Consider the following 13254-nt stretch of genomic DNA (forward strand, 5'->3'; position numbering starts at 1 on the left):
ACTCAACACCCGGTCACCCGCCGGTCGGTCCCCCGCCAGCCGAGGCGCCACGCCCGGTGCCGATCCCCGACCCGGACGTCGACCCGGACGAGCCGCCGGCCGTCCCGTCCGGGAAGTTCGGCACGCCGGGGCGTCCACTGCGGCGCAGCAGCTTCCTGATCGGCTTCACGGGCGCGCTCGGCGTGCTGCTGGCGTACACCCTCTATCTGGGGATTCGCAACGCCGGCGGCATCCTGGTGCTGGTCGTGATCGCGCTCTTCCTGGCGGTCGGCCTCTACCCGGCGGTGGCCCGGCTACGCCGCTGGGGGCTCCCCCACGGCCTGGCGGTCGCGGTGGTGGCGCTGACCCTGGTGCTGCTGCTCTGCGGCGGCGTGGTGGCGCTGGTCCCGCCGATCGTGACCCAGTCCGGACAGTTCATCGACCAGCTGCCCAGCTACGTCGAGGAGCTGCGCCGTAACCCGACGGTCAACGACCTGGTGGAGCGGTACGACCTGGTGGAGCGGGTGCAGGGCGCGGTCAACGCGGGCACCGTCGGCCGGGCGCTCGGCGGGGTGCTCGGCGGCGCCCAACTGATCTTCGGCACGGTGTTCCGGGCGCTGACCGTCCTGGTGCTGACCATCTACTTCCTGGCGTACTTCAACCGGCTACGTTCCCTGGGCTACGCGCTGGTGCCCCGGTCGAGGCGCGAGCGGGTGCAGTTGATCGGCGACGAGATGCTGGCCAAGGTCGGCGCGTACATGGTCGGCGCGCTCAGCATCGCGGTGCTGGCCGGGGCGACCACCTTCGTCTTCGCGCTGATCGTCGGGTTGCCGTACCCCTTCGCGCTGGCCGTGGTGGTCGCGGTGACCGACCTGATCCCGCAGATCGGCGCCACCCTGGGCGCGGTGATCGTGAGCCTGGTCGGTTTCGCCACCGACCTGCCGACCGGCATCGCCTGCGCGGTCTTCTTCCTCATCTACCAGCAGGTGGAGAACTACCTGATCTACCCGAAGGTGATGCGGCGCTCGGTGGAGGTCAACGAGGTGGCCGCCCTGCTGGCCGCGCTGCTCGGAGTGGCGCTGCTGGGCGTGGTGGGCGCGCTGATCGCCATTCCCACGGTGGCCGCGCTGCAACTGATCCTGCGCGAGGTGGTGCTGCCCCGCCAGGAAACCCGCTGACCGCCTGACGGGTCAGTCTGCCCTGTTGGCGAGCGGGCCGGGAACGGGAGTGTCGGCGAACGAGGCCACCGTCCGGTCGGCGTACGCGCTGACGTCGCCGGTCTCCATCGGGCCGTCCCAGGTCGTCGGCAGCGGCACCGCGACCGCCGGGTTCACCCGCCGGACGATCTCGTCGAGCACCGTCTCCGCGTCGCCGACCCAGAGGTGCTTGGCGTTCGGCACGCCCACCACCTCGGCCTGCGGGACCGCGGCGAACCGCTCCCGGGCCTCGGCCGGGCGCAGGTAGTCGTCGAACTCCGGCACCAGGGCCACCAGCGGGCGACCGGAGCCGGCCCAGGTGGCCAGATCCTCGGGAGCCGAGAAGCGCAGCGGCGGGGAGAGCAGGATCGCGCCCGCCACCGCCGGGTCGCAGCCGTACTTGAGCGCCAGGTCGGTGCCGAACGACCAGCCGACCAGCCAGATGTTCGGCAGCTCGGCGAACTCCGCGTACTCGATGGCGGCGGCCACGTCGTAGCGCTCGCCGACGGCCGCGTCGAAGGCCCCCTCGCTGGTGCCGCGCAGGCTGCTGGTTCCCCGCGTGTTGAACCGGAGCACGGCCACGTCGGCCAGCGCCGGCAGCCGCCAGGCCGCCTTGCGGAACACGTGGCTGTCCATCATCCCGCCGTGGGTGGGCAGCGGGTGCAGGCAGATCAGGGTGGCCGCCGGCGGCCGGTCGGCCGGCAGGGCCAGCTCACCGACCAGCCGCAGGCCGTCGGCGGTGTGCAGCTCGATGTCCTCCCGGTGACCGGGCAGGACCGACGACGCGCGGATCGGTTTGCTCACCCGTCAAGTCTGTCGCGAAGTCGCCGCCGCCGCCCGCCCGGGCGCGAACAGGGTGATCCAGGTCGCTCAGCCGTAGCGCGGGGTGCCCCGGCCGCGCTGCACCGCCGGGCCACGCCGGTCGCGTGCGCGCCAGCAGCCGCTGTGCCAGTGCCGCCGGTCGGTCAGGTCACCCAGGCCGTCCGCCGGCCAGGCCACCAGGTGCGCCACCCCGGGCCGGATCTCCTGGTTACAGCCTGGGCAGCGGTACGTCTTGACCGACGCGCCCGCGCCGATCCCGCGTACCTGCCAGGCGCCGTCGGTCCACTGCTGCACCGAGGCGACGCCCTGCCGGACCCGATCGGCGTCCAGGTTGGCGTTCTCGTCCCGGCGAGGGCGATTGCGACGGGGGCTCACAGTCACCAAGCGTACGTCCGGCGGGTGAGGCCGCCCGGGGCGGTCACCAGGTCGCGGGCCGGTCCAGGTGCTTGGCGACCTGCGCCCCGCCGAGCACGGTGGTCGCGTCGTCCTCGGTGAACCCCTCGTTCGGCCGGCCCCAATCGGCGGTGAGACGGGCCTGCGGTATGCCCAGTAGCTCCATCTTCCCGCCCTGCGGGTGGCGGTAGGCCGGCCGACCGGCCACCGTCGCGTTGGGTTTCGTGCCCTCACCAGCGGTGTTGCGGGCGTACTGGAGCCGCACCTCCATCGAGCGAAACCCGCTCCCGTCGACGATCAGCGAGACGTCCAGCGTGGCCGGGAAGTTGGTCACGGTGACCTCACAGCCGGCCGGCCACGCCCCGGCCGGCAACGCGGTCAGCCGCACCGGGGCGCTGCACCGGTGCGCCACATCCAGCCGGAGGGCGCTCCTCGCCGCCTGCAGCGCCGCGTCGGTGGGCGCCACCGTGCGCAGGCGGGCGAAGAGGCCGGGCACCGGCTGCCACCGCAGCACCCAGATCGGAACGGCGCCTCCCATGGAGAACCGATCCATTTGGCCGTCGTAGGGCGGGTCCGCCGGTTGCGGGATGTACCTGGCCCCCTCCAGGTGAACCTCCTCGGCCACGGCTGCGCTGCGGGCGAGGTAGAAACTGACCGGCGCGGAGCCACCCAGATCCAGCTGGGCGCTCTCCAGGCCGGCCGCCGATCGCCAGCTCAGGTAGCGAGCGTGGGCCGGGTCGAAGCCGAAATGCAGCAGACCGGGGTCCTTTCCGACCAGATCAGGTCGGGCGAGTGCGCCCGGCACCCCGGCCGCCAGCGCCGGCGTGGCCGCCTGGGTTGCCGGTTTCGCCCCTGTCCAGGGCATCTCCACGGGCAGCCCACCGCCGCCCGCCACCCCGAGGCCGAGCACCGCCGCCACGCCGAGCGCCGTCCCGCCCACTGCGGCCCGTCGCCGCGCGCGCCGGGCCCGGCCCCGGGCAACCGCCCCGCTGGTCAGCTGGCCGATGTCGACCTGGCCCTCAGCGTGCTCCCGCAGGGTTGAGATGATCCGCTGGTCGAGGTCTGTCACGGTCGGCTCCCGTTGGCGGTCGGGGCACCGCAGCGCTCCCGGAGGTTGGCGAGCGCCCGCATCGCGTGCGTGCGGACGGTGACCGGCGAGCAGTCCAGGATCTGCGCGATGGTCGCGTCGTCGAGGTCCTCGTAGTAGCGCAGCACGAGCACCGCCCGCTGGCGGTCGGGCAGGTCGAGGACCAGGCGCCACATCTCGTCCCGGTCGGCCGCCTCGCCACCGAGGTCGCCGCGGTGCGGCCGGTCGGCAAAGTTGTCGGTGGCCAGTTCCCGGTTCGACCGGCGGCGCCACCAGGAGATGTTGGCGTTGACCAGCATCCGGCGCACGTACACGTCGGGCCGGTCGGCCCGGGCGATCTTGCGCCACTGCACGTACGCCCGGGCCAGCACCTCCTGCGTGAGGTCCTCGGCCCGGTGCTCGTCACCGGTCAGTAGTCGAGCAAGTCGGACCAGGGCCGGACCTCGGCTGCCGACGTACTCCTCGAAGGTCACACCATGCAGACGCCGTCGGCACCCTCCGGCGTTGACCGGTCAGCGGTGCGAGTGGTCGCGGAAGCCCCGGCGGGTCTTGCGGCCCAGGTAGCCGGCGGTGACCAGGTGCTCCAACAGCGGGGCCGGAGCGAAGCCGGGCTCGCGCAGCTCCAGGTACAGCTCCCGCTGGATGGCCAGTGAGACGTCCAGCCCGACCACGTCGAGCAGCTCGAACGGGCCCATCGGGTAGCCGCAGCCCAGCTTCATCGCGTGGTCGATGTCGTCGGCCGTGGAGTAGCTGGCCTCCAGCATCTTCACCGCGTCGTTGAGGTACGGGAAGAGCAGCGCGTTGACGATGAACCCGGACCGGTCTCCGCACACCACGCCGGTCTTGCCCAGCGCGGCGCAGACCGCCCGGGCGGTCGCGGTGGTCTCCGGGGAGGTGCGGATGGTGCGGACCACCTCGACCAGCGGCATGATCGGCGCCGGGTTGAAGAAGTGCAGCCCCACCACGTCGGCGGGCCGGTGGGTGGCCATCGCCACGTCGATCACCGGCAGCGAGGAGGTGGTGGTCGCCAGCACCACGCCCGGCTTGCAGATCTCGTCGAGGCTGGCGAAGAGCGCCTTCTTCACGCTCAACTCCTCGACGACCGCCTCGACCACCAGGTCGACGTCGGCGAGGTGGTCGAGCGTGGCGGACCAGCTGATCCGGCCCAGCGCGGCGTCCCGGTCGGCCTCGGCGAGCTTGCCGCGCACCACGCCCTTGTTCAGCGAGGTCTTCACCGCCTCGCAGACCTTCGCGGACTTCTCCGCGCCCCGGGTCACCGAGATGACCTCGTAGCCGGCCTTCGCGAACACCTCGATGATCCCGGTGGCCATCGTCCCGGAGCCCACCACGCCCACCTTGGCGAGCGCGCGCGCGCCGTCGGCGAGCGCGGCCTCCGTGGCCAGCGGCGTCGCCTCGTCGGGTACGACCACCGGCGAGCCGGGCCGCTCGTAGGTGTAGAAGCCCCGGCCGGACTTCCGGCCCAGCAGCCCCGCGGTCACCATCTGCTTGAGCAGCGGCACCGGGGCGTGCCGGCGGTCCCGCCCGCCGCGCCGGTACATGGTGTCCAGAATCTCGTACGCGGTGTCCAGGCCGATCAGGTCCATCAGCGCCAGCGGACCCATCGGCAGGCCGCAACCGAGCTTCATCGCGGCGTCGATGTCCTCCCGGGTCGCGTAGTGCGACTCGAACATGCCGACCGCGTGGTTGAGGTAGCCGAAGAGGAGCGCGTTCGCGATGAAGCCGGCCCGGTCGTTGATGGTGACGTCGACCTTGCCGAGCCGGGCGCAGAGCGCTTCGACGTCGGCGACCACCGCGGGCGCGGTGACCACGGTGCGGACCACCTCGACCAGCTTCATCACCGGCGCCGGGTTGAAGAAGTGGATGCCGATCACCTGGTTGGGCCGCGTGGTGGCCACCGAAATCTCGGTGACGCTCAGCGACGAGGTGTTGGTGGCCAGGATGGTCTCCGGCCGGCAGACCCGGTCCAGCTCCGCGAAGATCCGCTGCTTGAGGTCAAGGTGCTCGGGCACCGCCTCGATGACCAGGTCGACGGAGTGCAGCGCGTCCAGCCCGACCGCGAAGTGCACCCGGTCGAGCAGCGCGTCCCGGTCCTCCGGGGCGAGCTTGCCCTTGGCCACCGCCCGGTCGGTGGAGCCGGTGAGGGTGACCCGGCCACGCTCCAGCGCCGGCTCGGAGATCTCGACCGCCACCACGTCGATGCCGTTGCGGGCGAAGACCTCGACGATGCCGGCACCCATGGTGCCCAGCCCCACCACACCCACGGTGCTGAACTCGCGCGCCACGACCGGCCTCCCCAGACACTCCGCACGACCACTGAACGGCCGCTAAGGCTATGCGCGCGAGTCTGCCACGTGACGATCGGTTGTCGAGACGCCGTGGGATATTTCACCCATGACGCCGCCCGGGGTGGCCGGGCCGGCGCTCAGCTGGCCGGGACGGTGGTCAGCGCGAGCAGCTCCGCGACGAACTCCGCCGGGCGCTCCAGGTGCGGGCTGTGCCCGCAACCGGGCAGCACCACCTCGTGGTACGCGCCCCCGGCCGCCGCGTACCGCTCCAGCACCGCCCGGGTCTGGCCGACCATCGGCTGCGGCGGGCACTCCGCCTCGCCGGGCCATCCGGGTACGACCCCCAGCGAGCCCAGGTACGCCAGGTCGAACAGTGAGGTGTCCGAGACGATCACGTCGGCGTCGCCGCGTACCCAGGTGACCGGAGGCTTGTCGGCGACGGCCACCAGCTCGTCGGCGAGCCGGAACCAGGTCGGCGCGAGCGCGTTGAGCACCCCACGCTCTCCCGGCGCCATGCCCGGCCAGTTCTCCGAGGACGCGGCCGTGCCGGGGTAGTTGTCGTCCCCCGTGGCGGTGGAGAGCAGGCTGTCGAGCAGTAGTTCCTCGTCGCTGCCCAGCGACACCGGATCGGCCACATAGGTGGCTCGAAGCACGGCGCGCGGGCTGGTCGGGGCGTCGGTGCCGCGATCACCGGCGGTGAGCCGGGCGACGAAGTCCGGATTCGCCGTGCCGGCGCCGGTGCCGGCGAAGTCGGGCGTCGTCGGCGTGCCGGCCAGGTCGCGGGTGCCACCGAAGCCGTACGGGGAGACCGGCGCGGCGAGCAGCAGGGCGCCCACCCGGTGCGGGTGGTCGACCAGCAGTCGCATCGCCACGCCCCCGCCGAGGGAGTGCCCGACCACCACCGGGCGGGCGTCGGCGGCGCCGAAGAGCGCCGGGTCGTCCAGCAGGGCGGCCACGTCGTCGGAGAAGTCCCGAAGGCCGCGGGTCGCGTTCACCGGTGCGGTCTCGGAGGCGCCGTAACCGCGCAGGTCCGGGGCGACCACCCGCAGCGTCGGCGGCAGTCGCCGGACCAGCGGCTCCCAGAACGGCGCGGACGAGCAGTTGCCGTGGATCAGCAGCACGGGGGTGCCGTCCGGCGGGCCGGCCACCCGTACCGCCTGGGTGATGCCGTTCGCCGTCACGGTCCGCTGCTCGGTCTCCATCCGCGGCATGCTGCCACGCCGGTCCGCGCCGGTCCAGGTGCCCGACAGCCACCCGGGGAGCGCCCCGAGTGTGGGCGCACCAAGCACAGCGTGCGGTCACTCAGCGGCGTGCGGTGGGCGGGGTGGCCAGCGGCAGCGGCAGCGTCGGCCGGACGTCACGCCGGGACGGGCCGAAGCTGAGCCCGACCGGATCGGTGTGGGCCACTCCCGGATCGAACAGGCGCAGCTCGGTGCGGCCGAGCCGGATCACGTCGCCGTCGGAGAGGAGTTCCACCTCGGTGATCCGGCGGTCGTTGAGCCAGGTGCCGTTGGTCGAGCCCAGGTCCCGCAGCGACGGGCCGTCCGGCGCCAGCCACACCTCCGCGTGCTGCCGGCTCAGGTGCGGGTCGTTGATGACGACGTGCCCGGTCGGCGCCCGACCGATCACCTGCGACTCGGCCCGCAGCCGAAAGCTCGCCCCGCGCATCGGCCCACCCGCGACCGTCAACAGCGGCATCAGTTCCGGATGTTCCTCCATGGACAGTCAGCCCTCCACCCCACACCACTACTCCGCGCGTCAGCCTGCCATCAGACGGTAATCGTCAGTACCGACCAGCCGGTCAGCTCCTCGCCACCTCCCGGCCATCTCCCGTTCCACGGTTCGGGCGGTCGAGATCCGACGCAGAGGCCCTGCCTGCTCTGATCAACGAGCCGACGACCCGGTGCGACTCCCGTATCGCCGGGCCGAATCGCGCCCTACCGACGAGTAATCTTCGGGTCTAGACTTCCGCCATGACGGCTGTGCATGTCCCCGGCAACCCGGTCATCGAGGCGGGCGAACTGGTTTCCACCAGTCCAGCCACCGGCGTCGAGGCCGGTCGCCTCCCGGTCGCCACCGACGCCGACGTCCGGCGGGCCGTCGACCGCGCCCGCACCGCCAACGAATGGTGGGCCGGGCTGGGCTTCACCGGCCGTCGCGAACGGCTGCTGCGCTGGCGCGCCCTGCTCGCGAAGCGGATCGAGCAGCTCGCCGAGCTGGTGCACGTCGAGGGTGGCAAGCCGGTCGCCGACGCCATCGTCGAGATCGTCACCGCGATCGAGCACATCGACTGGGCCGCCCGCAACGCCAACCGCGTGCTCGGCCCGCGTCGGGTGCGGTCCCGGCTCATCCTCGCCGAGTTCTCCGGGCACCTCGAATACCAGCCGTACGGCGTGGTGGGCGTGATCGGGCCGTGGAACTATCCGGTCTTCACCCCGATCGGTTCCGCCGCGTACGCGCTGGCCGCCGGCAACGCCGTCGTGCTCAAGCCGAGCGAGTACACGCCCGTGGTCGGTCAGTGGCTGGTGGACAGCTTCGCCGAGGTCGTACCCGAGCAACCCGTCTTCACCGCCGTGCACGGGCTGGGCGAGGTGGGCGCGGCGCTGTGCCGTTCAGGGGTGAACAAACTCGCCTTCACCGGCTCCACCGCCACCGCCCGCAAGGTCATGGCCGCCTGCGCCGAGACGTTGACCCCGGTGCTGATCGAGGGCGGCGGCAAGGACGCCATGATCGTCGACAGTGATGCCGACCTGGACGCCGCCGCCGAGGCGTGCGTCTGGGGCGGCATGACCAACGCTGGCCAGACCTGCATCGGCATCGAGCGGGTGTACGCCGTCGACCAGGTCTTCGACACCTTCGTCGACAAGGTGGTGGCCCGCGCGGGCCGGCTGACCGTCGGGCCCGAGGGCACCGACATCGGCCCGATCACCATGCCCGGCCAGGTCGACGTGATCCGCCGCCACATCGAGGCCGCGGTCAGCTCCGGCGGGCGCGCCGTGCTCGGCGGACCGAGCGCGGTGCAGCCGCCGTACGTGCATCCGACCGTGCTGGTGGACGTGCCGGAGGAGTCGGCCGCCGTCCGCGAGGAGACCTTCGGGCCGACGCTCACCATCAGCCGGGTCCGCGACGCCGACGAGGCCCTCGCCCGGGCCAACGCGCTGCCGTACGGCCTGGGCGGTTCGGTCTTCGGCCGGCGGCGTGCGGTCGCCATCGCCCGACGGCTGCGCTCCGGGATGGCTTCGGTCAACTCCACCCTCACCTTCGCCGGGATGTCCACCCTGCCGTTCGGCGGGGTCGGTGACTCCGGCTTCGGGCGGATCCACGGCGAGGACGGGCTGCGCGAGTTCGGCCGGGCCAAGGCGATCACCCGCCGGCGGGCCCGTTCGCTGCTGCCGTCCATGACCTTCGAGCGGACACCGACCGACGTGGCCCGACTCGTCAAGGTCATCAAGACGATGTACGGCAGGTGAGTGTCGGATAACCAATCTCCACCCAGATCGCTCTATCCACATGTTTCGACGCAGTGTTCACGGCGGTTCCTTGTGTCGACAGTGACCGGTCGTGGAGCGCTCGGCAGCGGCGGCGCCGCCCGGACTCGCTGGCGCGCACGTACCCGGAGATCGGCGAGATGCACGTGGTCGATCTCGGCTGCCGGCTCGGCACCTGGAATCGCCCGGAACGCAGTTCCTGCCGGTCCGGCTTCGCACTGCGGTCGCCCGACGTTGGCCGCTGGATTACAAGCCGACCCGCAGCCACGACGCCGCCATCCACCGGTGCTCTGGACCGAACTGCTGGACCGGTCGCGCTGCCGAAGTCGCTGATCGCGGTGCGAACCGGGGAGTGAGCCGGTCAGAAGAGGGTCAGCTCGTCCTTCTCGATGCCGCGCAGCTTGTCGTAGTCCACGACCACGCACCGGATGCCCCGGTCGGCGGCGAGCACCCGCGCCTGCGGCTTGATCTCCTGCGCGGCGAAGACGCCGGTGACCGGACTGAGCAGCGGATCGCGGTTCATCAGTTCGAGATAACGGGTGAGCTGCTCGACGCCGTCGATCTCACCGCGCCGCTTGACCTCGACGGCGACCGCGCCGGAGTTGGCGTCCCGGCAGAGCAGGTCGACCGGGCCGATCGCCGTCATGTACTCGCGGCGGACCAACGTGTACCCGTCGCCCAACGCACTCGGGTTGGCCGCCAGCAACTCCTGGAGGTGCGCCTCCACCCCGTCCTTGCGCAGGCCGGGATCCACCCCCAGCTCGTACGAGGTGTCCTGGAAGATCTCCTCCAGGGTGATCCGCAGCTCCTCGCCGGCCTTGTTGACCACCCGCCACACGCCGGGGGCCTCCTCCAGCCGACAGGGCGGGCTCATCCAGTTCAACGGCTTGTACGCCCGGTCGTCGGCATGGATCGACACCGACCCGTCCGCCTTCACCATCAACAGCCGGGTCGCCAGCGGCAGGTGAGCCGAGAGCCGTCCGACGTAGTCCACCGAGCACTTCGCAATGACCAACCGCACCCGACGAGGGTAGCCGAGCACCCACCGGTCGCCAGCGAGCGGCACTGGCGCGTCGATGGGATGCTGAGACGGTGCTCGAAGTCCTCACCGGTACCGGTCTCGCCGCCTCGGCGGGGCTGAACGCGTACATACCCCTGCTCACCCTCGGTCTGCTCGCCCGCTACACGGACCTGATCGACCTGCCCAGCGGCTGGACGTGGCTCGGCAACGGTTGGGTCATCGCCATCCTGGCCCTGCTGCTCGCCGTCGAGATGGTCGCGGACAAGGTGCCGGTGGTCGACCACATCAACGACGTGGTGCAGACGGTGGTCCGACCCACCGCCGGCGGCCTGGCCTTCGGCGCCGGATCGTCGTCGGAGACGGTGACGGTCACCGACCCGGGGAGCTTCTTCTCGTCGCACCAGTGGGTGCCCGTGGTCACCGGCGTTCTGCTCGCGTTCGGCGTACACCTGCTCAAGTCCGCCGCCCGGCCGGTCGTCAACGCGACCACCGCCGGGTTCGGTGCCCCGGTGGCCAGCACCGCCGAGGACGCCACCAGCGTGGTGGTCTCCCTGGTGGCGATCATCCTGCCGGTGCTGGTGCTCGCTTTCCTGCTCGGCCTGGTGGCGTTCGTCTACTGGTTCCTGCGCCGACGCTCCGAACGCCGCCGGGAACGCGAGGCAGCCCGCGCCGCCGGCTTCCGCGTCTGACGAGACCGCCTGGCCGTGGCGGTTCCCGCCAGATCCAGACATGCCGCTGGCCGGCACCCCAGGGTTGGGGTGCCGGCCAGCGGTCGATGTCACGCGGTCATGCGGGTGGTGCTTGGGGTGTCACTTGTTCCAGTGCTGGGCGACCAGGTCGGTGGCCTGCTGCTCCCACTGGGCGTAGGCATCGGGGTAGGCCGAGACCTGCACGGTCTGCGCGGCGTCGGTCAACGCCATGTCCTGCCACCCGTCAACCTGCTTGAGACCCTTGAGGAACGCGGTCGTCGAGTAGGCGGGGTCGGTGATCTGCTCCGGCGTACCCCAACCCGAGCTGGGGCGCTGCTGGAACAGGCCCAGCGAGTCGTGGTCGTTCTTGTCGCCGAGGTGACCCAGGTTCTCCAGCTTCGACTCCTGCAGGCTGGTGGCGATCGAGATGACCGCGGCCCGCTCAGGCAGATCGGCCTTCTTCGTCGCGGCGATGATCGCCTTGACGTTCGCAATCTGCTCGTCGTTGAGGTCGATGTGCGACTGCGCGCCCTGCGCCTTGACCGTCTGCACCGCCACGGCGGCGGGCTTGCCGTCGACGGGGGCGGCGTGGGCGGCGATCGGGCCGGCGAAGACACCACCGGCGAACGCGAGACCAGCAACGGACAGCATGCTCTTACGAATGATCGTGTTCATGGGGGTGAGCTCCTTCAGGGGGTAGACACCCACCGCCCAGTTCGGGGGAACGGCGTGTGGGTGCAAGCACCTCGTCCGGCGCTTTCAACACGGGGGAAAGTCTTTCGGCGGCCTACGGGCGGGGGCCTCGTGGCGCCGGGACCGTGTGTAACGACCGGCGGGCCGGGGTCATTCCGGGGCTGGCCCATCCGTCGACACCCGGTAGATCAGGTGCTGGTGCGGTCGTTCAGGGAGTCTGCAACGACCGCGCACCCGCGGGCATTCCAACCCGCCTGGCTGCCATCCCAACCCCGAGGCGGGGTGGCGGGCCGGTGGTGCTGCGATCGTCAGGGTGTGTAACGACCCCGGGCCGGCCACGATTCCAGCCCACGGGTGCGGCCGGTCACAGGCCAGACACCCCCGATACCGGACATCCGGCACGAGATCGGCGAGCCGTTTCCATCAGGCCGTCCGCCCGAGGGCTCGGCTCGATCCGGAGGGGCTGTCCAATCGGCTGCCCGGCATCGGATGGGCCTGTTGGGGGTTGATCGACTCGATATCGCCGATGTCGGGGTATCCGGTGGCCGTGGATACCGCAATATCGGCGAGGTCGAAGTCGATCATCCCGGGCGAAGGCGATCCGGGGGCGAGGTGGCCAGCGAGCGGTATACCTCAGAGGCATATGTATGACTCACAGGTATACCGCTCACAACACCGACCGCTCCCCCGGATCGCCCGCTGGTCCGCGTCGGAGAGACGGTGGCCTGGCCGCATCCACCGCCAGGGCCAGGCCGGGGCCGCCAGCCAGATGCGCCCTAATCCCGGCGCCGGGATCAGAGCCCACGACGACCCCGACGGAAGGCGACACATCGCACCTGGCAAGGGAATCCGGGGCGGACAGCGATCGCCGACGGTATGGGACTGACCGCACGTTGCGCAGGGATTGGTGCGGGACAACGACCGCCGGCCAAAACGGGACCAACCCGCGCCCTGGCGCAGGGAGCAGAGCCGATGGCGATCGCCGCCGGGGTCGGGGCTTGCCCGACCCGCGCAGGAATCGGACCGGACCGAACAACCCGCCGGGATGGGACGTGCCGGACCCCGGGTTCCGAACGGACGGCGACCACCGGCGGGGTGGGGCCCGCCGTGCCCGGCGCAGGGATCAAGCCTGACCGCCCGGAGCCGGGCACGGCGGGCCCCACCACGCCCCACACGGACCCGGCAAGCCGGTCAACGAGCCGGCGCAAACCAGCTCACGGGATAGCCAGGGTCACGAAGCCGGCAAAAGCCTACGATCGGGCAAGAGCCTAGAGGAGGTCGGCATGACCGCAGCGATGGAGATGCCCCGAGTCCAGGAGTGCGTTGTCGTAGCTTGCGCCTACAACGACGCCGGCGACTGCCACGCCTTCGCGATCACGATCGGCAGCATGGATCACGCGCACTGCCACACCTTCGTTGAGTCGCCGGTACGCGGCGGCGTGGAGAGCCTGATCGCCCAGGTGGGCGCCTGCCAGCGGTCCGACTGCCGGCACAATGAGCAGCTCGAGTGCCACGCGTCGTCCATCAGGGTCGGCCCGGACAACGACATGGCCGACTGCATGACCTACGACGGCCGCTGA

General features: G+C 71.5%; 14 protein-coding genes. 4 read left to right on the forward strand and 10 right to left on the reverse strand.

Annotated elements, in window-relative coordinates; all coding sequences use genetic code 11:
- The first annotated feature begins 62 nt into the window (after window positions 1-62).
- Complete coding sequence (locus BUS84_RS17850) at window positions 63-1157, forward strand: AI-2E family transporter (RefSeq protein WP_074318898.1); 1095 nt, start codon at window positions 63-65, stop codon at window positions 1155-1157.
- Between the two features lie 12 nt (window positions 1158-1169).
- Here BUS84_RS17850 and BUS84_RS17855 read toward each other — a convergent pair whose 3' ends face one another.
- The 7 genes from BUS84_RS17855 to BUS84_RS17885 form a co-directional block, all read right to left on the reverse strand.
- Window positions 1170-1979 (reverse strand): alpha/beta hydrolase, encoded by an 810-nt coding sequence (locus tag BUS84_RS17855; RefSeq protein ID WP_074314004.1) that lies wholly within the window; start codon window positions 1977-1979, stop codon window positions 1170-1172.
- Between the two features lie 66 nt (window positions 1980-2045).
- The gene (locus tag BUS84_RS17860) at window positions 2046-2372 is read right to left on the reverse strand and encodes a hypothetical protein (protein ID WP_244298629.1); all 327 of its coding nucleotides are present in this window, start codon (window positions 2370-2372) and stop codon (window positions 2046-2048) included.
- A gap of 43 nt (window positions 2373-2415) precedes the next feature.
- On the reverse strand, window positions 2416-3459 hold the full coding sequence (locus BUS84_RS17865; RefSeq protein WP_074314008.1) for a hypothetical protein: 1044 nt from the start codon (window positions 3457-3459) through the stop codon (window positions 2416-2418).
- Window positions 3456-3950 carry a SigE family RNA polymerase sigma factor gene (locus tag BUS84_RS17870; protein WP_074314010.1) on the reverse strand — a complete coding sequence of 165 codons (495 nt, stop codon included), beginning with the start codon at window positions 3948-3950 and terminating at the stop codon, window positions 3456-3458. The genes BUS84_RS17865 and BUS84_RS17870 overlap by 4 nt, the downstream gene beginning before the upstream one ends.
- A gap of 39 nt (window positions 3951-3989) precedes the next feature.
- On the reverse strand, window positions 3990-5780 hold the full coding sequence (locus BUS84_RS17875; protein WP_074314012.1) for a 3-hydroxyacyl-CoA dehydrogenase family protein: 1791 nt from the start codon (window positions 5778-5780) through the stop codon (window positions 3990-3992).
- Between the two features lie 140 nt (window positions 5781-5920).
- Entirely contained in the window at window positions 5921-6994 is a 1074-nt protein-coding gene (locus tag BUS84_RS17880; RefSeq protein WP_425293457.1) for an alpha/beta fold hydrolase, read from the reverse strand.
- Between the two features lie 91 nt (window positions 6995-7085).
- A complete protein-coding gene (locus BUS84_RS17885) occupies window positions 7086-7502 on the reverse strand; it encodes an FHA domain-containing protein (protein WP_074314014.1) in 417 nt (138 codons plus the stop codon).
- Between the two features lie 254 nt (window positions 7503-7756).
- Between BUS84_RS17885 and BUS84_RS17890 the strand changes: the two genes are divergently transcribed.
- The gene (locus tag BUS84_RS17890) at window positions 7757-9253 is read left to right on the forward strand and encodes an aldehyde dehydrogenase family protein (RefSeq protein ID WP_074314016.1); all 1497 of its coding nucleotides are present in this window, start codon (window positions 7757-7759) and stop codon (window positions 9251-9253) included.
- A gap of 379 nt (window positions 9254-9632) precedes the next feature.
- Here the strand turns inward: BUS84_RS17890 and nucS are convergent, their stop codons facing one another.
- Complete coding sequence (gene nucS / locus BUS84_RS17895) at window positions 9633-10292, reverse strand: endonuclease NucS (protein ID WP_074318900.1); 660 nt, start codon at window positions 10290-10292, stop codon at window positions 9633-9635.
- A gap of 71 nt (window positions 10293-10363) precedes the next feature.
- Here nucS and BUS84_RS17900 point away from each other — a divergent pair, with 71 nt between their 5' ends.
- Window positions 10364-10981: a DUF4126 domain-containing protein gene (locus tag BUS84_RS17900; RefSeq protein ID WP_074314018.1), complete on the forward strand. Its 618-nt coding sequence runs from the start codon at window positions 10364-10366 to the stop codon at window positions 10979-10981.
- Between the two features lie 120 nt (window positions 10982-11101).
- Here BUS84_RS17900 and BUS84_RS17905 read toward each other — a convergent pair whose 3' ends face one another.
- Both BUS84_RS17905 and BUS84_RS38285 read right to left on the reverse strand, forming a co-directional pair.
- The gene (locus BUS84_RS17905) at window positions 11102-11656 is read right to left on the reverse strand and encodes a hypothetical protein (protein ID WP_074318901.1); all 555 of its coding nucleotides are present in this window, start codon (window positions 11654-11656) and stop codon (window positions 11102-11104) included.
- Between the two features lie 441 nt (window positions 11657-12097).
- Complete coding sequence (locus BUS84_RS38285; RefSeq protein WP_159451046.1) at window positions 12098-12259, reverse strand: hypothetical protein; 162 nt, start codon at window positions 12257-12259, stop codon at window positions 12098-12100.
- A 698-nt stretch (window positions 12260-12957) separates the two neighbouring features.
- Here BUS84_RS38285 and BUS84_RS17910 point away from each other — a divergent pair.
- Window positions 12958-13254 (forward strand): DUF1540 domain-containing protein, encoded by a 297-nt coding sequence (locus BUS84_RS17910; protein WP_074314020.1) that lies wholly within the window; start codon window positions 12958-12960, stop codon window positions 13252-13254.

Origin of the sequence: Micromonospora cremea, from assembly GCF_900143515.1 — a bacterium.
Lineage (GTDB): Bacteria > Actinomycetota > Actinomycetes > Mycobacteriales > Micromonosporaceae > Micromonospora > Micromonospora cremea.

Excerpts from the sequence above, each read along its gene's own strand:
- BUS84_RS17880 (WP_425293457.1), bottom strand. The coding sequence starts at position 6,994 with ATGCCGCGGATGGAGACCGAGCAGCGGACCGTGACGGCGAACGGCATC.
- BUS84_RS17890 (WP_074314016.1), top strand. The coding sequence starts at position 7,757 with ATGACGGCTGTGCATGTCCCCGGCAACCCGGTCATCGAGGCGGGCGAA.
- BUS84_RS38285 (WP_159451046.1), bottom strand. The coding sequence starts at position 12,259 with ATGATCGACTTCGACCTCGCCGATATTGCGGTATCCACGGCCACCGGA.
- BUS84_RS17885 (WP_074314014.1), bottom strand. The coding sequence starts at position 7,502 with ATGGAGGAACATCCGGAACTGATGCCGCTGTTGACGGTCGCGGGTGGG.
- BUS84_RS17910 (WP_074314020.1), top strand. The coding sequence starts at position 12,958 with ATGACCGCAGCGATGGAGATGCCCCGAGTCCAGGAGTGCGTTGTCGTA.
- BUS84_RS17905 (WP_074318901.1), bottom strand. The coding sequence starts at position 11,656 with ATGAACACGATCATTCGTAAGAGCATGCTGTCCGTTGCTGGTCTCGCG.